This window comes from Kribbella sp. C-35, assembly GCF_046549195.1.
GTDB lineage: Bacteria > Actinomycetota > Actinomycetes > Propionibacteriales > Kribbellaceae > Kribbella.
Genome location: NZ_JAJPWG010000004.1, coordinates 286,711 through 308,032 on the forward strand (window position 1 = coordinate 286,711; position 21,322 = coordinate 308,032).

Below are 21,322 nucleotides of genomic sequence, written 5' to 3' on the forward strand. Positions count from 1 at the left end.
TCCGCGTCAGTTCCCGAAGGAGATCGCCGCAACGATGACTGTAGACACTCTGGCAGTTGAGACGCCGTCCGACCTCGCCGACACTCCCGACCCGGTCAACCTGTCGACGGCCGCCCCCGAATCCACCTCCACCCCAGCGCCGGCCGAGGCCGGCGAGGTTGTGAAGCCGAAGAAGGCGCCGGCCAAGAAGGCCGCGAGCAAGAAGACGAAGACCATCGAGCTGACGCTGACCGTCACCGGGACGGCGGACGGCGAGTGGCGCGCCGAGCTGAAGCAGGGCACGACGTACCTGGCCCGCGACCTGGCTGTCGCCGCGGCCGCGGTGTCGCGTGCGGCCAAGGAGCTGCACGAGGACCTGTCGACCCCGATCGACGAGGTCATCGAGGAGGCCCGCTCCCAGCAGGCCGCCAAGGTCGCCGCCCTCGAGGCCGAACTGGAAGCAGCCCGCAAGGCCCTCGCCGACCTCGACTGAGCGCCCAGCTGAGTTCCGCCTGATCCCGACGAACAGGCTCCCCGTGGTCGGTCACCTTCCCTGATCAACCACGGGCAGAAATATGGAACCCGTCCGCAACCGTGTGAGGTGGTTGCGGACGGGTTCTGCAAACTTACTGGGGCTGGGTCTTCAGCACGATGCGGAGGTTGGCCTTGGGCTGGTGCTGCCAGGCCTCCTCGGCCTGCTCGAGCGGGTAGGTCTCGATGATCGGTCGGATGTTCTTCAGGACCGCGAAGTTCAGCGTGTCCTCGGAGTCCTGGGCAACCCCGGAGTACCAACCGGACACCGACAGCCGACCCTCGGCGAGCGCGTGGCCGGTGACCTCGATCGGGTCGCCGCCTTCGAGAACGATCAGCTGACCGTTCGGCCGCAGACCCTTCACCAGATCCGACTGGAGTTCCGCGCGAGACACCGTCGCGAGGATCGCCGCCGCACCGCCGAGCGCCTTCAGCGCCGCACCGGCATCGCCCTCGGTGCTGTCGATGTACTCGTCCGCCCCGAGCTGCCGGGCGAGCTTCTCCTTGTCCCGGCCGCGGTTGATCGCCACGGTCCGGAAGCCCATCTTGTCGGCGAACTGGATCGCCAGATGCCCGACCCCGCCGACCCCCTGCACCGCGATCGTGTCCCCCGGCCCGGCGTGCGCGTGCCGGAGTGCGTTGAACGCGGTGATCCCGCCGCACATCAACGGCGCCGCCTCCTCGAAGCTCAGCCCCTCCGGGATCCGCGCCACCGCATCCTGCGGCACGACAAGGTATTCGGCGTACCCGCCGTCGTACGACGTCCCGACGATCGTCCGGCTGACGCAGTTCGTGAAGTCGCCGCGCCGGCAGAACTCGCAGGTGAAGTCGACGCCGCCGGACCAGCCCACGCCGACCCGCTGCCCGGCTTCCCAGACGGTGACGCCGGCGCCGACCGCGTCCACGACGCCGGCGATCTCGTGGCCGGGGATCCGCGGCAGCGTCGTACCGAAGAGCGCGTTCCGCGGGATCGCGTCACCGCCGCAGATCCCGCAGGCGTGCACCTTGACCCGGATCTGCCCTTCCGCGGGCTCCGGGATCGGTACGTCGGTCACCACGAACGGGCCGCCCGCCTGCTGAACCTGGGCCGCGCGCATCGTTCCAGTCATTGGTCTCCTTAGTGCATTCCGCCGTCGGCAATGATCTGCTGGCCGGTGATCAGGCCGGCCTCGTCGCTCGCGAGGAACGCCGCGATACCGGCGACGTCCTCGGTGGTGCCCAGCCGGCCGATCGGCACCATCGCGACCAGGCTCTGCTTGTACTCGTCGTTCGCCGGATCGGTGAAGATCCCGGCGCCGTCGATCGGACCCGGGACGATCGTGTTCACGGTGATCCCGCGCGGCCCGAGCTCCAGCGCGAGCACGCGGGCCAGGTAGCCGGTCGCGACCTTGCTCGTGCCGTACAGGCCGACGCCCAACTGCGGGACCGTGGTGGTGTTCGACGAGATCGTGATGATCCGGCCGTTGTCCGCGATCCGCCGGGCCGCCTCGCGCAGCACGAAGTACGGGCCCTTGGTGTTGACCCGGAACAGCAGGTCGAAGTCCTCCTCCGTGACGTCGGCCACCGGGACGTTGACCTTCTCCATGCCAGCGTTCGCGACCACGATGTCGACCTGGCCGAACTCGTCGAGCGTCGCGTCGTACAGCCGCTGGATGCCGTCGACCTCGGACACGTCGGCGGCGACCGAGATCGCCCGGACGCCGAGCGCCTTCGCAGCGTCGAGAACCTCGTCCGCAGCTGACTTGTCGCGCGAGTAGTTGACCACGACATTCGCGCCTTGAGCGGCGAGCCGGAGCAGGATCGCCCGGCCCAGCCCCTTCGACGAACCGGTGACGAGCGCCGTTCTGCCCTGCAGCGTCATCCTTTTCCTTCTCCCATCAAGTGGCTTGTCTCGATCGTCCTGCGGGATCGCGCGGTACGGAAACAGAGACTTCTTGGCGGGGGCACAACGGATCGTTGTGCCACCATGGGAGGCGTGGATCTGAGCTTGCGGCTGCTGCAGTCGCTCGAGGCGGTCGCGGCGGAGGGCAGCATGACGCGGGCCGCGCGGACCCTCAACCTGACCCAGCAGGCGGTCAGCGGGCAGATCCGGCAACTGGAGCGTGTGGTCGGTACGCCGCTGGTCGAGCGGCGCCCGACCGGGATCGAGCTGACCGCGGCCGGGGAGATCGTGCTCAAGCAGGGCGCCGCGCTGTTGTCGTCGGCGCAGGCGATGGTGACCGAGGCGCGGCTGGCGGCGTCCGGGCGGCCGGATCCGCTGCGGATCGCATTCAAGGCGCAGAGTACGGCGCACTTCATGCCGGCGGTCGAGGCCGCGCTCCGGCAGGAGGCGCCCGAGCTCGAGCTCCGGCCGATCGCCTCGCACACGCTGCCGGACGAGATCGACGCGCTGCTCGAGGGGCGTGCGGACGCGGCGTTCCTGTGGCTGCCGATCGGGGACGATCCGCGGTTCACGATTCATCCGCTGATGCAGGAGGACCGCTGGGTCGCCCTGCCGCCCGGGCATCCGCTGGAATCCCGTACGACGTTGCGCATCGCGGACCTGGCCGACGTACCGGTCATCGGGCCTCGGGACGGGATGCCCGCGGCCGTGGTCGACTTCTGGTTCATCGATCCGCGCCCGGACGGCACCCGAGCGCTCTTCGGGCCGCAGGCCAGGACGCCCGAAGAGTGCCTGCACCTGGTGGCGGCAGGTCACGGCTGCTGGATCGCACCGGCCTCCACGGTCACGTACTTCGCCCACCCCCGCCTGACCTGGCTCCCCCTACTCGACGCCGAGCCGAACGTACTCGCCCTGATCTGGCCGAAGCACAGCGCGAACCCGATGCTCCACCTCCTCCTGGAACAGACCCGGCACGCCCTCAAACCCTTGCCGACAGCAACGACCTGATACCCACCGACCTGCACACCACGCGACCCCTGGGGCAGAAGACCCGGTTATCCCCTCGACTTGGGGGTTCTCCCCTGGTGTGCGAGGGGAGAACCCCTAACACGAAGGGTTATCCAGCCCCGTGCCCGTGTCAGCTCAGGGCTGTTGTCAGCGTGATGGTGAGGAGCGTGATGGTGGCCAGGGCGGCTACCAAGGTCCAGCGAGCTGCGGTGTTGCTCATGCTCTGATCGTCTCGTGGACGCCGGCTGCTTGGAATGCCTGCGCGTGGGATTCAGGGCAGGCTCCGGGGCGTCCTCCGGTGGAGTCCTGATCGGCGCCAGCTATCGAACGGGCGATGAACGGGATGTGACTCAAACGGCACGCCGAAGTGGTGGGCGGGGGTGGCAGGTTGGCCTTACCGTGGGTGACCTGGGCCGGGTCGGTGGGCCTTGATCTGGTCGAGGGGTTTGGCCGCTCCGGGGTGAGAAGGGGTCAGATGAGCACTTTCCAGGACTTGGGTTCGCTGCTGCTGGTGCGCGGCGCCGACGAGATCGACCACGCGGGCGGCAGCCTGTACGTCCACCTGCACCGCGTGGCCAAGCGCCTCAGCTCCCTCGGCGCGTCCGACGCCCTGGTGCTGGCCGGCCTCGCCCACGCCGCGTACGGGACCGACGGCTTCCCGACGCACCTGTTCGACTGGCAGACCGAGCGCCCGGTCCTCGAGTCGGTGATCGGCACGGAGGCCGAGCTGATCGTCTACCGGTACGGCGCCTGTGACCGGGAGACCACCTGGCGCGACCTCGCCGAGCACCGCACCGTGACGGACCGCTTCACGGGTACGTCGGAGGAGCTCGGCACCGAGGACCTCCGCGACTTCGTCGACCTGACGATCGTCAACGAGCTCGACGTCCTCGACCACGACGTCAAACGTGCAGCCAAGCTGCGCCCGTTCCTCGAGGAACAGATCCCGCGCTGGCAGTCTCTCGCCTCCCCCGCGGTCCTCACCGATTCGCAGCGCATTCTCCAGCTGCAGAACGAGGCCCTGTCAGACTAGGAGCTGTGAAACGGTTCCTGTGGCGGGGGTTCTTGGGACTTCTCGGGCTCTGGCTGATCGTCACCGCGGCATCTCTCGGCTACAACCTCGTCACCAACGGAACCGCAGCACCACCACCGGGCCTCAAGTACGTGCAGGCCGGCGACGTCAACACCCGCTACGACACCTGGGGTACGTCGGGAGCGCCCGTCGTACTCGTGCACGGGTCAGCGGAGTCCGTCGACACGTGGTCGCGGCTCGTACCGCTGCTCGCTGCCAACCATCGCGTGTACGCGTACGACATCACCGGCTACGGGTACTCCGAGCGCAAGGCGCCGTACACGGTCGAGCATCTCGCGGCGCAGCTGCTCGGGTTCCTGGACGCGATGCATCTCGGCGGGCCGGGTGAACCGCGGCCGATCCTGGTCGGGCACTCGCTCGGCGCCGGGATCGCGGCCGAGGCGACGCTGGAGGCGCCGGACCGGATCGGCGGGATCATGTTCCTCGACGGGGACGGGCTGCCGTTGCCGGGCGGGCAGGCCGGGCCGCCGCGGTGGCTGATCGTCCCGCCGTACCGGACGTCGCTGTTCCGGCTGGTGCTCGACCAGGGTTGGCTGCTGAAGAAGATCTACAACGGCGTCTGCTCCCCGAACTGCCCGGAGATGGTCGTCGACGACTGGACCCGCCCGTTCCGGCAGCCCGGTGCGGAGAAGGCCGTCTGGGAGATGACCGCGCATGGCATCCCCGCGGTCGCGCCGGAGCGGCTGGCGAAGCTGAGCGCTCTCAAGCTCCCCAAAGCGGTCGTTTTCGGCGCCGACGACACGAACGGCGGCAACCCGAGCGAGACCGCGACGCGCATCGGAGCGCCCGCGCCGACGCTGATCCCGAACGCCAACCACCTCACGCTGATCTCCAACCCGGCCGAGGTGGCGGCCGCGATCAACGCACTTCGCTGATCGCAGATGCGGCTGGGTTTCCTGGAAATCCGGCGGCCGCCGACGGATGATCGGGATATGGCCCGTTACGAAGTGGTTGCGCGCGCGAAGCCCGATCGTCGACTGTCCAACGCCGACTACCTCGGCCTCGCCCTGAACTCGTGGTCCTTGGACAAGGGCCTGCGGTTCCAGCGGATCGAGGACCTGCCGGACGGATCGATCGCGGTCGTCCTGCAGCAGAAGATGTCGCCGCGCAAGCACGACGCCGCCTGTGAGATGGCGAACCGGAGCCTCGCCCAGCTCGGCATCCCGGCCAGCCGGGTCCAGCGGATCGACCTGCACCGCTTGACGCGCAAGGGCGGCCGCGCGCTGGTCCGCTCCTGGGCCGGCCCGATCGACCCGCCTGGGACCGCCGGCGATCGCGAGCCCCGGCGTCCGAAGCCGACGCCGCCGCACCTGCAGGCCTACCTCAAGGAGTGAAGACCTCGAACCGCGCGCCGTACTTCGTGCCCAGCAGAGCACCGGCCGGGCGCGAGGTGCCTTCGAGGAACTCCTCCGGGTCGAAATGCGGCCAGTTCAGCCCGTCGATGTAGGCCTTGTGCGCCTTCAGCGACCGCACTCCGACGGCGAACGTGTCGGTGGTGTCCACCCCGTGCCGCGCGTCGGGTGATCCGGCCGCCCAGACCTGCCGTACGCCGTCCCACTTGTCGCCGGCGTCCGTGAAGATCCACCGGTTCGCGGCGTCCCGGACCGCGTCGAGCGTGGCGCGGCCGGTGTTGATGTGGTCGGCTTGGTTCAGCGTTACGTCGCCGTCCCAGGTGTCGCGGAAGTTGTTCGTGATGACGATCTCCGGCTGGTGCCGGCGGATCGCGGCGGTGATCACGCGGCGGAGCGCGACGTCGTATTCGATGGTGCCGTCGGGCTGGCCGAGGAACTCGACCGCGGAGACCCCGACGATCCGGGACGACTCGATCTGTTCGGCCTCCCGCAGCGGGCCGCACTCGGCCGGGTCGACGCCGTCGATCCCCGCCTCGCCGGAGGTCAGCAGGCAGTAGACGATCTGTTTACCCTGTGCGGTCCAGCGCGCGATCGCGGCCGCCGTACCGAATTCCAGGTCGTCCGGATGCGCGACCACAGCCAGCGCCTTCTGCCAGTCCTCTACCACCGGTTCGAGAGTGCTCATGCCCGCAGGCTAGTGCCCGAAGACCTGACGGGTGTAGGCGTTATCGAACGTGCGCTGCGGGTCGAGGCGGTCGCGGACGGCGAGGAAGTCGTCGAAGCGCGGGTAGCGGGTGCGCAGGTCATCCGCCGTGAGCGTATGCAGCTTGCCCCAGTGCGGCCGGCCGCCGTAGTCGGCGACGATGTTTTCGAAGGCCCGGAAGTACGGGTCGTGCGGCAGCCGGTGGTACTGGTGGATCGCGACGTACGCCGTCTCGCGCCCGGACGCCGTGGACAGCCAGATGTCGTCCGGTGCGGCCACGCGGACCTCGATCGGGAACGGGATCCGCGACCCGGACGCGTCGATCCACTCGCGCAGCCGGCGGATCACGTCGACGACGTGCTCGCGCGGCACGGCGTACTCCGACTCGCGGAAGATCACGCTGCGCTCGGAACAGAACACCTTGTACGACGCGTCGACGTACTCCCGGGCCGACAGGGCACGCGAGGCGAGCTGGTTGATCCGCGGCACCATCCCGGGCCGCCGGACCGCGAGCCGGTTGGTCAGCTCGAAGACCTTGTTGGACAGCAGTTCGTCGTCGATCCAGCCGCGGACCCGGCCGACCGGCGAGGCGCCGACGCCCGGGGCGACCCGGTTGTTCCGCTTGGTCAGCGCGATCTCGGTGTGCGGGAACCAGTAGAACTCGAAGTGATCGTTGCCATCGGCAAGTTCACCGAAACCGTCCAGCACCTCGCCGAGCGGCAGCGGCATCTCCTGTGCGCGCAGCAGGAACGCCGGAACGCACTGGAGGGTCAGCGAGCTGATCACGCCCAGCGCGCCGACCGAAATCCGGGCCGCGGCGAACACGTCCGGGTTCTCCTCCGCTGAGCAGTGCAGCACCGAGCCGTCCGCGGTGACCAGGTCGAGCGCGACGACCTGCGTGGCCAGGCCGCCGAGCCGCGCACCGGTCCCGTGCGTGCCGGTCGAGATCGCGCCGGCGACGGTCTGTTCGTCGATGTCGCCGAGGTTCGCCATCGCCAGGTCGAACGCCGCCAGGCCCGCGTTCAGCTTCCCCAGCCCGGTGCCCGCGCCGACCGTGACGCGGCCGGACTCCTTGTCGGCGTTGACGATCGAGGACAGGCCGTCCAGCCGGACCATCACCTGCTGCGGCACCGAGCAGCCTGTGAACGAGTGCCCGGACCCGACCGCCTTGAGCTTCTTGCCCTGCTCGGCCGCGGACTTGACCACGGCCGCGAGTTCGTCGGCCGAGTCTGGTCGCAGGGTCTCGATCCCGGTCGCAGACTCGGTGCCGGCCCAGTTCCGCCAGGTGCTCATCCGAAGTTCTTCCCTTCGCCCCGGTAGGTGACCAGTTCGCTCACCTCATCGCCGTCGATCGCGTGCACGACGTCGAACCGCTCCAGCATCTCGCCTGCCTTCGCGTACCGCATCCACACTCTGTCGCCGATGTGCAGCCGATCGGCCGATTGTCCCTGGACCGGAGTCTGCACCTCGCCGGCGCCTTCGGTGCCCAGCAGCTTCAGCCCCGACGGTGCGGCGGGCAGCGGCAGCCGCGATTTCTTCGCCGGCCCCGAGGCCACATATCCCCCGCCGAAGAGCGTGGCGATCCGCGGTGCGGGCCGCCGTACGACGTCCAGGGCGTAGGCCATCGCGTGCTCGGGCTGGAACACGTCGTACTTGTCGAAGAGGGTCGGGCCGTAGAGACCGGAGCCGGCGGTGACCTCGGTGACGACCGGGTCGGCGCTGCTGATCTCCAGACTGCCCGTCCCGCCGCTGTTGACGATCCGGAGCGCCGCGACCTGCTTGACCGCGTCGACGACCGCGCCGCGCCGGTCGGCGAGCTCGGCGGCCGAACGGCGCTTCACCCAGCGAACGGCCGGCGATGTGTCGGGAAGGCCGGCGATCTGCGCCTCGTAGAACATCACCCCAGTCAGCTCGAAGGCGTCGTCGGCGGCGACGGTGCGGGCCAGCGCCGCTACGTCGGACGGGGTCCGCAGCGGCGACCGCCGTACGCCGAGATGCTGGCCGAAGATCCGCAGCGAGGCGTCGACGTCGAGGCAGATCTGAATCCGGGCGGTCCCGGTCGCGGCGGCCTTGACGTACCCGAGGTGCTCCGGCGAGTCGATCATCAGCGTGATCCGGGACGCCGCCTCGGGGTCCTCGGAGAGCTCGCGGAGCGCGGTCCGATGGGTCGTCGGGTAGCCGAGCAGGATGTCGTCGACACCGTTGCGGGCCAGCCAAAGCGCCTCGGGGAGCGCATAGCTCATCACCCCGTGGAACCCGGGCCGCTCGAGCGCGGCCGTGATCAGCGCGCGGCAGCGGACCGACTTGGAGGCGATCCGGATCGGCGTCCCGGCGGCGCGCCGGACCAGGTCGTCGGCGTTCCGCCGGAACGCGGCGAGGTCGATCACCGCGTACGGCGCGTCGTGCCGCGCGGTCAGGCGGGCATACCGGTCGAAGTCACCCATAACCGGAGTGTAGGACACGAAATACTGAAAGGTAATACAACTTCTGCTGCGACTTTCCCCAGGACCAGGGAGTCTCACGGGCGCGACCGAGGTGCCGCCCAGGCGAATCTGATGGCTCGCCTCCCCAGAAAGGTCTCTTTCATGAACGTCAGTCGCCGCACCCTCCTCCGGACCACCGGCGCCGCCGCGCTGGCCACTCCGCTCCTGACCGCGGGCGCGGCCGCTGCGCCGAACCTTCCGTTCGGCCCAGTGCAGCAGATCGACGCAGGTGTCCTCAACGTCGGGTACGTCGAACTGGGCCCGGCGCACGGCACCCCGGTGCTCCTGCTGCACGGCTTCCCGTACGACATCCACAGCTACGAGCAGGTCGCCCCGCTGCTCGCCCGCCGCGGCTACCGCGTCATAGTGCCCTACTTCCGCGGCCACGGCAGTACGACGTTCCGCTCGGCCGCCACGCCGCGCAACGTCGACCAGGCCGCGTTCGCGCTCGACATCCTCGCTCTGATGGACGCACTGGGGATCCAGCGGGCCGTGCTGGCCGGCTACGACTGGGGCTCGCGCACCGCGGACATCATCGCCGCACTCTGGCCGGAGCGAGTGAAGGCGCTTGTCTCGGTCACCGGGTACCTGATCACCAACCTGGAGTTCAACAAGAAGCCGCTGCCGCCCGCGGCCGAGAACGCCTGGTGGTACCAGTACTACTTCGCCACCGAGCGCGGCGTGGACGGCCTGCACCAGTACAAGCGGGAGATCGGTGAGTTCATCTGGAAGTTCAACTCGCCGACGTGGAAGTACAGCGCCGCGACCTACGCCCGGACCGCGGTTGCCTTCGACAACCCGGACTACGAGGCCATCGTGATCGGCAACTACCGGTGGCGGCAGAGCCTGATCCCGGCCGAGCCGGAGTACGCCGAACTGGAGAGCGAACTGCAGAAGGCGCCGAAGATCGCCGTACCGACGATCACCATCGACGGCCGCCACGACCCGTTCACACCGGCCGGGAACGGCCAGTCCTATCGCGACCACTTCACCGGCGCGTACGAGCACCGCGCCTTCGATGTCGGGCACAACGTTCCCCAGGAAGCACCGCGCGACTTCGCGCGGGCGGTTGTGGACGCGGACCGCCTCTAGCCCATGCCTGCTTCCAGTGCTGGGACGACAGTGCGAGCCCAATCAGCCTGCTGGTCCGGCTTGGTGGAGGTCGTGGCCAGCAGCGCAACCGTCGATCCGTGCACCACGGACACGTCTACGTAGGACTCTGCTCCGGCGTACGCACGTACCGCGGCGGCAGCTGTGGTGTCGACCCAGAGCTGTTTGGCGCTTAGGTCTCCACCGGTGTCGCAGGCATTCATGCGGGCTTGGTAGCCGGCGTAGTACGCCGCTGCCTGGTTGGAGTTGCTGAAGCGGAGTAGGAGCGCGGTGGCGGGTAGGGCGTCGGCCGTGCGATAGCTGCCAGTCAGGGCGTAGGCGGGGACGGGTAGCGAGCCGTTGACTGGCTGGCCGGCGCAGCCGGAGGGCAGTGCTTCGTAGGAGGCCTGGTGTGGGTCACGGCGGCGGGTCCAGGTGTTGTTGCCGATGAAGCCCGCCTCAGCACCGCCTGGGTCGGTGTAGGTCTTCCAGCCGGCTCCCAGCTTCTCCGGTGCTGGGAGGTTGCGGGCGGTGAGCGGACCGGCGTTGGCCGGAGGCGGTGCGGTCGCCTGCTCCGGCACCTCCGGTGGGACCGCTGCATCCGTCGGCTTGGCGGTGGGGAGCGTGGCGGGCGGAACCGGCACCGTCCCGCCGACGGTGCTGGGGATGACCGGTGTGGGGGACTGCTGAACGACACCCGGCCCGGGCTGCTGGGCTGCGGAGTTGGAGCTGCAGCCCGCCAGCACCACCGCCAGGACACCGGCGACTACTAGGGCTTTCACTTCGGCTGGAAGTGCTGGTAGTCGGGTTTGGCCCAACCGGCGCCCCAGAAGTACCCCTGGCCGATCAGCGCCTTCGTCGGCACGCTGCTCGCGAACAGCATGCCGGGACGCGCCGGCGTGCGCGTGCGGTACGCCAGACCGTTCGACGGGTACCAGACGCCGTTCGCGGCGAGGTACGGGTTCTCCACAGTGTTGATGTCGATCGCCCAGCCGTACGAGTGCGGCGACAGCGAGTACGGATCACCCGTGACGCGGCGGCAGTTGAACGCGGACGTGTTGTCGGCCGCCATCGACTTGATGTCGCTGCCGCCGAACACGTCCACCCGGCGCATCTGCCGGATCGGGAACTTCGACGCGAACGTCGAGGTCCACACGGCGATCATCTTCGCCACCGCGGCGTCCCGCAGGATCAGCTCGCCGCGGTGCACGCGGCCGTCGAAACCCCAGTAGTTCAGCTGCAGCAGCCGCAGCGACGACGGCTTCACGGGGCATCCGGCGCGGTACGTGTTCGGCACCATCGCGGCGGAGACGGCGTACACCTTGGGATTCAGTGCCGCCTTGATCACGATCGTCGCGAGGCCGGAGTACTCCATCGCGGGCTGGGCGACGTACCGCGTCACGACGCGGACGGTCCGCGTCTTCGGCAGGTCGTCGGGGACCCGCAGCCGGAAGTTGCCTCCTGCATCCATCGTGCCGATGTTCAGCAGTCGCCAGACGCCGGTGCCGAGGTACTCCTGCAGCGCGAGTTCCTTGCCCGGTTCGGCCGGCACCATCCGCCCGGTGACCGAGACGCCGGTCAGGGTCGCGTACCAGGACGCCGGGGTGTTGATCAGGATCTTCCGGTCCTGGATCGGCACGGTCCGGTAGTCCGAGATCGCGAGCGCCGTCTCCGCCTTGACCCCGATCATGGTGCGGAACGCCCAGGTGCCCGTGGCCGCCGACACGTAGCTGAACTTGTAGACGCCGCCGGTCGTGGTCCTGGTCGAGGCGCGCAGTACCCAGGCTCCGGGGACGCGCTGCCACAGCGTGATGTACGAGCCAGTGATCGGCTGGCTGATCTTGCCGGTGAAGACGGTCGGCTTGTCCTCCCAGGACGCGGCCGGCTGGTCCAGCGTGATCGACCAGGCCGCTGCCACCGCTGGTGTCTGGGTAGGCGTCGGCGCAGGAGTGGGGGTAGGTGTAGGTGTTTCGGTTGGCGTTTCAGTAGGAGTCACCGAAGGCGTGACACTCGGCGAAGGACTCTCGTCCGCGTGGGCCACACCGACCGACCCGATACTCAGCAGAACCGCTACCGCCACCCCAACGAAGCGCCGCATCCGCCTCACCCTCCCCTGGACAACCTCTACCCCTATAAGAGGCAGTCACACAGGAAGACGTCACACGAAGGCGGGAAGTTGGTTCACTCCTGCAGTCTCTTCACCGCGGCGTCGATGCGCTCGTCGGTCCCGGTGAGCGCGACCCGGACATGCCGGTCACCCGCGGTCCCGTAGAACGCACCGGGGGCGACCAAGATCCCCCGGTCGGCCAGTGCTCCGACGGAGCCGTAAGCGTCGTACGACGAGTGCGACGCCCACAGGTACAGCCCGCCGTTGGACAGGGTGATCTCCCAGCCCGCATCGGTCAGCGCGTCCCGCAGTACCGCACGGCGACGCAGGTAGCGGGCACGCTGCTCCTCGACGTGAGCGTCGTCGGCGAACGCGGCAGCCATCGCGGCCTGGATCGGCGACGGCACCATCAGCCCGGCGTGCTTGCGGACGGCGAGCAGCTCAGTCACGACGGTCGGGTCACCGGTGACGAAGCCACCGCGGTACCCGGCCAGGTTGGAGCGCTTGGACAGCGAGTGCACCGCCAGCAGGTTGTCGAAGCTGCCACCGGACACGTCCGGGTGCAGCACCGACACCGGCTTCTCGTCCCAGCCGAACTCGGTGTAGCACTCGTCGCTGACCAGCAGTACGTCGTTCGCCCGCGCCCACTCGACCGCACGCCGCAGATCGGCCGGCTGGGTGATCTCACCGGACGGGTTGCGCGGAGAGTTCAGGTACGCGATCCGGACCGGCCCGTCGTACGTCGTCGGGTCAGCGACCGGGACGCTGGTCGCCCGGGCGAGCGCCGCACCGGCCTCGTACGTCGGGTACGCCAGGTCCGGGATGAGGACCGTGTCACCGGCACCGATGCCGAGCAGCGTCGGCAGCAGCATGATCAGCTCCTTGGTGCCGATCACGGGCAGTACGCCGCTCTGCGGGTCGACGCCGGTCACGTCCAGCCGCCGCGCCATCCAGTCCACGGCCGCCTGCCGCGCCGCCGACGTACCGATCGTCGTCGGGTACGCCGGGGCGTCCGCCGCGTCGGCCAGCGCCTGCTTCACCAGCGCCGGCACCGGGTCGACCGGACTGCCCACCGACAGGTCCACGATCCCGTCGGGATGCGCAGCCGCCGTCTGCTTGTAAGGGGCGAGCTTGTCCCACGGGAAGTCTGGCAACCGGCTGGAGGTCTCGAAGATCACCCGCCCATTCTCCCCCACACGCTCGGCAGCTGAGATCGGCTGTCCACATCACTACGATCAGCGTTGACAGGGGGGTGACCGAATGACGTATGACGTGGCAGTGGTGGGGGCCGGTGCGATGGGGTCGGCTGCCGCGCGGGCACTGGCCGCCGCGGGGCGAGAGGTCGTCGTACTGGAGCAGTTCACGCTCGGGCACGAGCGGGGCGGATCGCACGGCGCGACGCGGTTGTTCCGGCCGGCTGCGGACGAGGCCGAGATCGCTGAGCTGACGGAGCGGGCGCGGCCGCTGTGGCGAGAGCTGGAGGCGGAGTCGGGCGAGACGCTGCTCGAGGAGACCGGTGGGATCGACCACGGGATGAGTGACGCGTCGGTCGAGGCTTTCCGGTCGTTGCACCGGGCAACCGGGTCGGTGCTGCCGGCGGCGGAGGCTGCGGAGCGGTGGCCCGGGTTCCGGTTCGAGACTCCCGTGCTGTACCAGCCGGGGTCAGGTCGCTTGTACGCCGATCGGACCGTTCACGCACTACAGGTCGTGGCAGGTCGTCTGGGCGCCGAGTTCCGCGTGCAGTCACCAGTACGAGCGCTGCGGGCACATGCCGGTTTGGTCGAGCTCGACGTACCAGGGGGCGCGGTGCGGGCGCGGCACGTCGTACTGGCGACTGGGCCGTGGACACCGAAGCTGGTGGAGGGACTGGTGTCGTTGCCACCGTTCAGAGTGACGCAGGAGCAGCCGCGGTTCTTCGCTCCCATGTCAGACGAGCTGGAGTGGCCGTCCTTCGTGCATCACGGACCTACAAGCTACGGCCTGTACGAGCCGGGCTCCGGGGTCAAGGTCGGACTGCACGCGACTGGGCCGGAGGTGGATCCCGACCAGCGGGACTTCCAGCCGGAGCCGGAGCGGGACTCGGCCCTGCTGCAGTACGTCGAGCAGTGGTTCCCGGGGCTGGACCCCCACAGGTCCACAGCGATCAGCTGTCTCTACGACAACACGCCGACGTCCGACTTCGTCATCGACCGCGCCGGACCGGTCACAGTCGCCGCCGGGTTCTCGGGCCAGGGATTCAAGTTCGTACCGCTGGTGGGGGCCCTCGTCCGCGACCTGGTCACCGGCAGCGGCGAGACTCCAGCCAGGTTCAGATTTCAGAGCTTTCAGAGGTAGAGGCCGGTCTGGCCGTCCTCCAGGCGGCCCGCGGCCACCGCGTGCAGGTCGCGCTCGCGCAGCAGGATGTAGTCGTCGCCGCGCACCTCCACCTCGGCCCGGTCCTCCGGGTCGAACAGCACCCGGTCGTCGACCTCGACCGTCCGCACGTTCGCGCCGATCGCGACCACCTTCGCCCAGGAGAGGCGGCGGCCCATCTGCGCGGTGGCGGGGATCAGGATGCCCGCCGACGACTTCCGCTCGCCCTCCTGCTCGAGGGAGACCAGGACGCGGTCGTGCAGCATCCGGATCGGGAGCTTGTCGTCGGACAGCCGCTTGCGTGAAGTCACCGGCGACCCACCAGGCGGCGGATCACCAGGAGGACGCCGACCACGCCGACAACGGCACCGGCGACCGCGACGATCTTCTGGGTCCGCAGCTGACCCTGCTCGTCGAAGACCTGGGACTTGGCCTGCTCGACCTGCCGCAGGGCGACGTTCTTCGGGTTCGCCCGGTCGACCAGCTCGTCCACGGTCGAGGCCAGACGCGCCCGGGTGGCGGCGATGTCCGCCTCGATCTGCTCGGCGGTCCGAGCCTTCGTGTCCGACACGTGTCGGCGCTCCTTCCATCGGCGGGGCTGCCCCGGAATGCCCCTCGTCACCCACCATCCTCGCAGGTCATCCCCGCAAGTCCACGACCACCTTGATGTCTTCCGGTTTCCGCACCAATGCGTCCGGCCACTCCGACAGCGGCACGGTCCTGGTGATCAGCCGCTCCAGCCAGGTCCGGTCCGCGGCCAGCAGCACGTCCACGGCGTCCGCGTAGTGCCGCTTGCCTGCGTTCACCGTCCCGACCAGGGCGGCGTTGCGGACCACCAGCTGCCGAACCAGCGCGTCGAGCTGCACGTCGACAGTCGCCGGCCCGGGGTGGATCCCGGCCAGACACATGACACCAGCAGGCGGCAGCAGCGATGCGCAGTCGAACACCAGCTGCCCAGCCCCCGTTGCCTCGATCACCACATCCGGTACGACGTCCAGCTGCCCGAGGTCGGTGATGTATGTCCCGCCAAGCGCCCGTACCAGCTCTGGCTTCGGCCCGTCGTCAACCCGGTCCAGCACGTGTACGTCGTACCCGCGCTGCCGAGCAATCAGTGCGGCCAGCAAACCGATCGGTCCGGCACCTGTCACCAGTACGTGCTGCGGAGCGAACCACGACCGGGCTCCGACCTGGTCCACCTGCTCCCACGCCTTGGTGAGGATGCTGGCCGGCTCCACGAGCACACCGAGCTCTCCTAGCTCAGCAGGCACCGGTACGGCGAAGTACGGGTTGACCCGCCAGCGCTCAGCGCCGTACCCGTCCATCTCCTTGATGCCGCGCTCCGCGTACTGCCCGTTGCGGCAGAAGTCCCACTCGCCCCGTGCACACGCGGGACAGGGCACCGGGTCTGGCCGCCGTACCACTCCGGCGACCAGGTCGCCTCTGGTGAAGCCGGAGCCGACAGGTGCCTCCAACACGCGTCCGAGCGACTCGTGGCCGATGACGAGGCGGTCTGCACCGGGGCGGCCGCTGCCGAAGGCTCCGGAGACCATCTCCAGGTCGGTGCCGCAGATGCCCGTCAGCAGGCCCTCCACGAGGATCGAACCGTCGACGACGGGAGGTTCGGGGACGTCGCCCACTGTCGCCGAGTCGGACTTCCCCGGCGTGATTGTCATGGCCCGCATCGGCTCAGGCTAACCGGGTCATGTCGACGGTCACCTCGATGGCCGTCGCCGCCTCCCCGGAGTAGATGCCCTTCAGCGGCGACACGTCCGCGTAGTCGCGGCCGGTCGCCACCCACACGTGCCGGTGCCCGATCGAGATGTCGTTGGTCGGGTCGAAGCCCCACCACTCCCCGGTCCACGCCTCCACCCACGCATGGCTCTCGCCGACGACCTTCTCGCCCACTGCCGCATCCGGCTTCGTGTGCAGGTAGCCCGACACGTAGCGGCTCGGGACACCGACTGCGCGCAGCATGGCCAAGGTCAGGTGCGCGTAGTCCTGGCACACACCCTCACCGGCCTGCCATGCGTCGACAGCCGACGAGTGCACACCTGTGGTGCCGCGCTGGTACTTCAGCGTGTCGTGGACCCACTTGGACACCGCGAGCACGGTCTCCTCCGGCGAACGGCCACTCCGCAACGAGCGGGCGACCGCGGACAGCTCCCGGTGCTTCGGCACGTACGTCGTCCACTCGAGGAACTCGGCGTACGCGTCCAGGACCTCAGGTGACTTCAGCTGCACCCAAGTGACGTCAGCGGACGGCGGCGTCTGGTCGCTCGTCTCGACGACAGAGGCCGCGATCACCTTGAGCTCGGTGTGCGGGGTGTGCAGGTCGAAGGAGTTGACCTCAGTACCCCAGTAGTCCGTGTATTTGTACGCACGGGCTGCGGGGATCGTCTCCAGCCGAGCCACCATGAGGTTCTGCCGGTCGTCATGACGCGGCGTCAGCCTGGCTTCGTTGTAGGACTGCGTAACGGCCGTCGCGTAGCGGTAGCCGGTCGTGTGCACAACGCGGAGGCGCCAGTTCACAGGTTCACCTCCGTGTTGTTCCACTCGATCCACGGCACCGCATGGAAGTACTGCCGGGACACCGCCTCACCGACGTCGCGGACCGTCGTCTGCAACGCCTGCAGTCTGCCGGTCAGGTTGTCCAGCAGCTCCGCCGGCTGCAGGAACTCCAGATCGCTGCGTGCCTTTCCCAGCAACCGCGACGCCTCCGCACCCGCACCGATCCGCGCCGACGGCCCGTGGTCGAGGTCCTCCAGACAGGACTCCGCCTGCTGCAGCGCATGGAACACGGACCGCGGGAACAGCCGGTCCAGCAACAGGAACTGCACCACGCGGGATGCGTCGAGCGCGCCGCGGTACGTCCGCAGATACGTGTCGTGCGCACCCGCAGAACGCAGTACCGTCACCCAGCCGGGCGACGTGGGCCGGTCACCCACACGGGACATCAGCAGCCGGACCAGCATGTCCACTCGCTCCACCGACCGCCCGAGCACCAGGAACCGCCAGCCGTCGTCGCGGCTCATCGTGGAGTCTGCCAGCCCGGCGAACATCGCGGCCCGGTCCTCCACGAACGTGAAGAACTCGTGCGGCCCCACCCGGCGCGCAGCACGCTGCCGCTCGGGTACGGCGTTCCACATCGCGTTGATGCACTGCCACAGCTCGCTCGACACCACCTCACGCGCGACCCGGGTGTTCTCCCGCGCGCTGGCGATCGAGGACACGATCGACCCGGTCTCCGGGGACATCGCGACCAGCTCGGTCAGGCCCCACACGTCCAGCTCGCTGCCGTCGGGTGGGGTGATGCCGAGGACCGAGAGCAGCCGGCGGCTGGCCGTGTCGGCGTCGACGGTGGCGTCCTCGAGCAGTTGGTGGACCGAGACGTCGAGGATCCGCGCGGTGTCGTCCGCGCGTTCGACGTACCGGCCGATCCAGTACAGCGACTCGGCGTTGCGTGCGAGCATCGTCAGCACCTCCGTTGCACGTGGATAGTCATTGGCTAAACACTCACAGCCTCTGGCAAGGCGGTCCCGGTCTCACACTCTGGGCTGCCGGGTAGACGTTTCACAGCCACCCGCCCGGTCGCCCGGGTCTTCTGGTCGGCTCCACGTCCGTTTAACGTCTCCGCACCACTCGCGGCGACCGCCAGCGCGGCAAGGTTCCTCGCCGCGTTCTCATCACGATCCATCACCAGACCGCACGACTCACACACATACTCACGCTCGGACAAGAGCAGCTTGGCTTTCACCACTCCACATCCCGAACAGGTCTTACTGGAGGGAAACCACCGGTCAGCCACGATCAGCCGCCCGCCATTCCACTGGGACTTGTAGGCCAGTTGCCGCCGGATCTCACCGAACCCCGCATCCCCGATCCGGCGCGCAAGCTTGCGGTTCTTCAACATCCCGGCAACGTTCAGGTCCTCCATGACAACGGTCCCGAACTCGGCCACAATCGCGGTGGTCAACTTGTGCAGGGCATCGGCTCGCCGGTACGCGACCCGGTGATGCGCCTTGTTGCGCTGACCGTTGGCGCGCTGCCACCGGTTCGACGGCACCTGACCGGTACGGCGATCCGGCCCGACGCGGCGGGACACCCGACGCGACAGCTTCCCGAGCTTGCGCAGCGAGACGTCCAGGTGCTTGGGATTCGGCACCGTCTGGGGCTCGCCGCCCACCTCGGCCAGGATCGCAAGGCTCTTGACCCCAAGGTCCACACCGACCACCGCATCGGGCCGCATCGGGGCCCGGGCGGCTGTGTCCTGTTCGACGGTGAACGACACGAACCATCGGCCCCGCTCGAACCGGATCGTCGCCGCCATGATCCGGGCGGTGCCGTCGAGTAGCTCCGGTGCCGGTGTCTCGTGCAGCCGCACCCGGCCGATGCGCGGCAAGACCACGTACAGGTCCTCGCAGCGAATCACGCCAGTGGTGAACCGGCACGACCTGACCGCCTTGCGCTTTGCCTTGAACCGCGGGAACCCCACCGCGCGACCACGGCGCCTGCCCTTGCGCGAGTCGCCCCAGTTCTTCAGCGCTGCGGCCAACTGGGTCAGGCCGGAAGCGTAGGCCTCCTTCGAGTACTCAGCCCACCACGGCGCCACGTCGTGCTTGGCCTGGTTCCAGGCCTTGCGCAGCGAGTACATCGACCAGGAGATCGCCGGTGTCAGCAGCTCGGCCGGGATGCCGTAGCTAGTTTCGGCCGTCCGCTGATCCAGGTTGGCTTTGACCCGGCCAAGTCCCCAGTTGTACGCCTTACGCACCGCACCACAGTGCCCGTCCAGGTACCTTGCCTGACGGGGCGTGGGGTTCAGCGCATACTTGTACGCCCGCAGCATCACGACGGCAGCGTCAGGCATGTCAGCAGTCTCGCCGACCCCACCGACACAAATCGGCCGGCGACACCCGGCGGGCATCAGACCCAGGTCGGTAAGGCCTGGTCTACCTAGGCGACCCCCGCTTGCCAGTCCGAGGCAAGCAACCTCGCGCCGTGCCACCACCACAAGAGCAATGGCATCACTCACGCCCACGGAAACCATCCATCTCATCGAATCACGCCATTAGGACATGCCAGCAACCACTTCCGACGACTATTGACGACTCGACTGCAACACCCAATCAACCCCATCACTGTTGCTGCTGCTGTTGGGCGACGTTCAGTTCGGGACCCTGCTCCGGTGTCGCCGTACGGTCCGGCTTCACTGCCGCTGCCAGACCAGGTCCACGCAGCTCGGCGTCCTCACCGGACGCTCTGGGCGCCAGCACCCACGTGTCCTTGGACCCGCCGCCCTGTGACGAGTTGACGATCAGACTGCCCTCGGGAATCGCCACTCTGGTCAGTCCGCCCGGCAGAACGAACACGTCCTCGCCGTCGTTGACCGCGAACGGTCGCAGGTCCACATGGCGCGGCTGCAGCCGTTCACCCACCTTCGTCGGCACAGTCGACAGCTGTACGACGGGTTGCGCGATCCAGCCACGTGGGTTGGCCCTGATCCGCCGCCGCTGCGCCTGGAGCTCCTTGGGCGACGCATCCGGCCCGAACACGATGCCGTACCCACCAGAACCCTCCACTGGCTTGGTAACCAGCTCGTCCAGGCGGTCCAGTACCTCGGCCTGCTCTGCGGGCAGCCAGCACCGGTACGTGTCGACGTTCGGCAGCAGCGGCGTCTCGCCGAGGTAGTACTTGAGGATCTCCGGCAGGTAGGTGTAGATCAGCTTGTCGTCACCGACACCGTTGCCGACGGCATTGGCGATCACCACGTTGCCTGCGCGCGCTGCGTTCACCAGACCGGCCACACCGAGCACGGAGTCCGGAACGAACTGCACCGGGTCCAGGAACTCGTCGTCGATCCGCCGGTAGATCACATCGACCCGCTGCTCGCCTTCTGTGGTCCGCAGATAGATGACGTTGTTGCGGGCCAACAGGTCCCGCCCCTCGACCAGCTCCACCCCCATCTGGCGTGCCAGCAGCGAGTGCTCGAAGTACGCCGAGTTGTAGACACCTGGGGTCAGTACGACGACGTTCGGGTCGGTCACACCGGGTGCCGCGGCCCGCAGCGAGCGGAGGAGGTGTACGGCGTAGTCGCCGACCGCACGGACCCGGTGCTTGGCGAACAGGTCCGGGAACACCCGCGCCATCGTCCGGCGGTTCTCCATCACGTACGAAACCCCAGACGGGCTCCGCAGGTTGTCCTCGAGCACTCGGAAGTCGCCCTGCTCGTCACGCACCACGTCGATCCCGGCCACGTGGATACGGACGCCGTTCGGCGGTGCGATACCGGCAGCCTGCCGGTGGAAGTGCTCACAGGAGGTGATCAGCCGGCGTGGCAGTACGCCGTCCGCGACGATCTGCTGCTCGCCGTAGATGTCTGCGAGGAACGCCTCCAGTGCCCGCACCCGCTGGACGACGCCACGCTCCAGCCGCGACCATTCCGACGCCGTGATCACCCGCGGCACCAGGTCGAGCGGGAACGGCCGCTCCTCCCCCGACAGGCTGAACGTGATCCCCTGGTCGACGAGCGCCCGGTCGAGCGCCTCGGACCGGGTGGTCAGGTCCGCCGGCTGCAACGGCTGCAGCGAGTCGTGCAGCCGCTTGTACGCCGTACGCACGCCGTCGACCGGATCGAACATCTCGTCGTACGCCCCGGCATGCGGACGACGCGGGTCCAGGTAGCCGTCGAACAACTGGCGGGAGGATGCGCGGCTCATTTCCAGATCTTCACCTACGAACGTCCCGCT

22 protein-coding genes are annotated in these 21,322 nt (G+C 68.7%); 7 read left to right on the forward strand and 15 right to left on the reverse strand.

Going from position 1 to position 21,322, the window contains the following annotated elements; translation table 11 throughout:
- Nucleotides 1-34: 34 nt before the first annotated feature.
- Entirely contained in the window at nt 35-472 is a 438-nt protein-coding gene (locus tag ACLJOO_RS27230) for a DUF6319 family protein (RefSeq protein WP_410790238.1), read from the forward strand.
- A 133-nt stretch (nt 473-605) separates the two neighbouring features.
- Here the strand turns inward: ACLJOO_RS27230 and ACLJOO_RS27235 are convergent, their stop codons facing one another.
- Both ACLJOO_RS27235 and ACLJOO_RS27240 read right to left on the reverse strand, forming a co-directional pair.
- Nucleotides 606-1,619, reverse strand: a complete 1,014-nt coding sequence (locus ACLJOO_RS27235) for an alcohol dehydrogenase catalytic domain-containing protein (protein ID WP_410790239.1) — start codon at nt 1,617-1,619, stop codon at nt 606-608.
- Between the two features lie 8 nt (nt 1,620-1,627).
- Nucleotides 1,628-2,371: a glucose 1-dehydrogenase gene (locus tag ACLJOO_RS27240; protein WP_410790240.1), complete on the reverse strand. Its 744-nt coding sequence runs from the start codon at nt 2,369-2,371 to the stop codon at nt 1,628-1,630.
- 114 nt (nt 2,372-2,485) lie between these two features.
- On the opposite strand from ACLJOO_RS27240, the gene ACLJOO_RS27245 reads away from it, so the two are divergent.
- From ACLJOO_RS27245 to ACLJOO_RS27260, 4 genes are all read left to right on the forward strand, one after another.
- Nucleotides 2,486-3,400, forward strand: coding sequence for a LysR family transcriptional regulator (locus tag ACLJOO_RS27245; protein WP_410790241.1), 915 nt, complete (start codon nt 2,486-2,488; stop codon nt 3,398-3,400).
- Between the two features lie 475 nt (nt 3,401-3,875).
- Nucleotides 3,876-4,433: a DUF6817 domain-containing protein gene (locus tag ACLJOO_RS27250; protein ID WP_410790242.1), complete on the forward strand. Its 558-nt coding sequence runs from the start codon at nt 3,876-3,878 to the stop codon at nt 4,431-4,433.
- 5 nt (nt 4,434-4,438) lie between these two features.
- On the forward strand, nt 4,439-5,368 hold the full coding sequence (locus tag ACLJOO_RS27255) for an alpha/beta fold hydrolase (protein WP_410790243.1): 930 nt from the start codon (nt 4,439-4,441) through the stop codon (nt 5,366-5,368).
- Between the two features lie 57 nt (nt 5,369-5,425).
- On the forward strand, nt 5,426-5,827 hold the full coding sequence (locus ACLJOO_RS27260) for a hypothetical protein (RefSeq protein WP_410790244.1): 402 nt from the start codon (nt 5,426-5,428) through the stop codon (nt 5,825-5,827).
- On the opposite strand, the gene ACLJOO_RS27265 is transcribed toward ACLJOO_RS27260, so the two are convergent.
- From ACLJOO_RS27265 to ACLJOO_RS27275, 3 genes are read right to left on the reverse strand one after another with little or no spacing between them, the layout of a single operon-like run.
- Nucleotides 5,817-6,530: a PIG-L deacetylase family protein gene (locus ACLJOO_RS27265; protein ID WP_410790245.1), complete on the reverse strand. Its 714-nt coding sequence runs from the start codon at nt 6,528-6,530 to the stop codon at nt 5,817-5,819. The two genes, ACLJOO_RS27260 and ACLJOO_RS27265, sit on opposite strands and share 11 nt — an antisense overlap.
- A gap of 9 nt (nt 6,531-6,539) precedes the next feature.
- The gene (locus ACLJOO_RS27270; RefSeq protein ID WP_410790246.1) at nt 6,540-7,841 is read right to left on the reverse strand and encodes a D-arabinono-1,4-lactone oxidase; all 1,302 of its coding nucleotides are present in this window, start codon (nt 7,839-7,841) and stop codon (nt 6,540-6,542) included.
- Nucleotides 7,838-8,992 carry an amino acid deaminase/aldolase gene (locus ACLJOO_RS27275; RefSeq protein WP_410790247.1) on the reverse strand — a complete coding sequence of 385 codons (1,155 nt, stop codon included), beginning with the start codon at nt 8,990-8,992 and terminating at the stop codon, nt 7,838-7,840. Before ACLJOO_RS27275 ends, ACLJOO_RS27270 begins: the two co-directional genes overlap by 4 nt.
- Before the next feature lie 141 nt (nt 8,993-9,133).
- On the opposite strand from ACLJOO_RS27275, the gene ACLJOO_RS27280 reads away from it, so the two are divergent.
- The gene (locus tag ACLJOO_RS27280) at nt 9,134-10,123 is read left to right on the forward strand and encodes an alpha/beta fold hydrolase (RefSeq protein WP_410790248.1); all 990 of its coding nucleotides are present in this window, start codon (nt 9,134-9,136) and stop codon (nt 10,121-10,123) included.
- Here ACLJOO_RS27280 and ACLJOO_RS27285 read toward each other — a convergent pair.
- The 3 genes from ACLJOO_RS27285 to dapC form a co-directional block, all read right to left on the reverse strand.
- A complete protein-coding gene (locus ACLJOO_RS27285; RefSeq protein WP_410790249.1) occupies nt 10,120-10,902 on the reverse strand; it encodes a hypothetical protein in 783 nt (260 codons plus the stop codon). The genes ACLJOO_RS27280 and ACLJOO_RS27285 overlap by 4 nt on opposite strands.
- Complete coding sequence (locus ACLJOO_RS27290) at nt 10,899-12,038, reverse strand: M15 family metallopeptidase (protein WP_410790250.1); 1,140 nt, start codon at nt 12,036-12,038, stop codon at nt 10,899-10,901. Before ACLJOO_RS27290 ends, ACLJOO_RS27285 begins: the two co-directional genes overlap by 4 nt.
- A 263-nt stretch (nt 12,039-12,301) precedes the next feature.
- Nucleotides 12,302-13,402 (reverse strand): succinyldiaminopimelate transaminase, encoded by a 1,101-nt coding sequence (gene dapC, locus ACLJOO_RS27295; RefSeq protein WP_410790929.1) that lies wholly within the window; start codon nt 13,400-13,402, stop codon nt 12,302-12,304.
- A gap of 85 nt (nt 13,403-13,487) precedes the next feature.
- On the opposite strand from dapC, the gene ACLJOO_RS27300 reads away from it, so the two are divergent.
- Nucleotides 13,488-14,561: an FAD-dependent oxidoreductase gene (locus ACLJOO_RS27300; RefSeq protein WP_410790251.1), complete on the forward strand. Its 1,074-nt coding sequence runs from the start codon at nt 13,488-13,490 to the stop codon at nt 14,559-14,561.
- Here ACLJOO_RS27300 and ACLJOO_RS27305 read toward each other — a convergent pair.
- The 7 genes from ACLJOO_RS27305 to ACLJOO_RS27335 form a co-directional block, all read right to left on the reverse strand.
- Nucleotides 14,552-14,845, reverse strand: a complete 294-nt coding sequence (locus ACLJOO_RS27305) for a GroES family chaperonin (protein ID WP_198682459.1) — start codon at nt 14,843-14,845, stop codon at nt 14,552-14,554. The two genes, ACLJOO_RS27300 and ACLJOO_RS27305, sit on opposite strands and share 10 nt — an antisense overlap.
- A 41-nt stretch (nt 14,846-14,886) precedes the next feature.
- Nucleotides 14,887-15,150 (reverse strand): DUF3618 domain-containing protein, encoded by a 264-nt coding sequence (locus ACLJOO_RS27310; RefSeq protein ID WP_130381886.1) that lies wholly within the window; start codon nt 15,148-15,150, stop codon nt 14,887-14,889.
- Nucleotides 15,151-15,217: 67 nt separating this feature from the next.
- Nucleotides 15,218-16,261: a glucose 1-dehydrogenase gene (locus ACLJOO_RS27315; RefSeq protein ID WP_410790252.1), complete on the reverse strand. Its 1,044-nt coding sequence runs from the start codon at nt 16,259-16,261 to the stop codon at nt 15,218-15,220.
- 4 nt (nt 16,262-16,265) lie between these two features.
- Nucleotides 16,266-17,108, reverse strand: a complete 843-nt coding sequence (locus tag ACLJOO_RS27320) for a transglutaminase family protein (RefSeq protein WP_410790253.1) — start codon at nt 17,106-17,108, stop codon at nt 16,266-16,268.
- Entirely contained in the window at nt 17,105-18,049 is a 945-nt protein-coding gene (locus tag ACLJOO_RS27325; protein ID WP_410790254.1) for an alpha-E domain-containing protein, read from the reverse strand. The genes ACLJOO_RS27320 and ACLJOO_RS27325 overlap by 4 nt, the downstream gene beginning before the upstream one ends.
- 35 nt (nt 18,050-18,084) lie before the next feature.
- Nucleotides 18,085-19,443 carry an IS607 family element RNA-guided endonuclease TnpB gene (gene tnpB / locus ACLJOO_RS27330; protein ID WP_410790255.1) on the reverse strand — a complete coding sequence of 453 codons (1,359 nt, stop codon included), beginning with the start codon at nt 19,441-19,443 and terminating at the stop codon, nt 18,085-18,087.
- Nucleotides 19,444-19,711: 268 nt separating this feature from the next.
- A complete protein-coding gene (locus ACLJOO_RS27335; protein WP_410790930.1) occupies nt 19,712-21,214 on the reverse strand; it encodes a circularly permuted type 2 ATP-grasp protein in 1,503 nt (500 codons plus the stop codon).
- Nucleotides 21,215-21,322 lie beyond the last annotated feature (108 nt).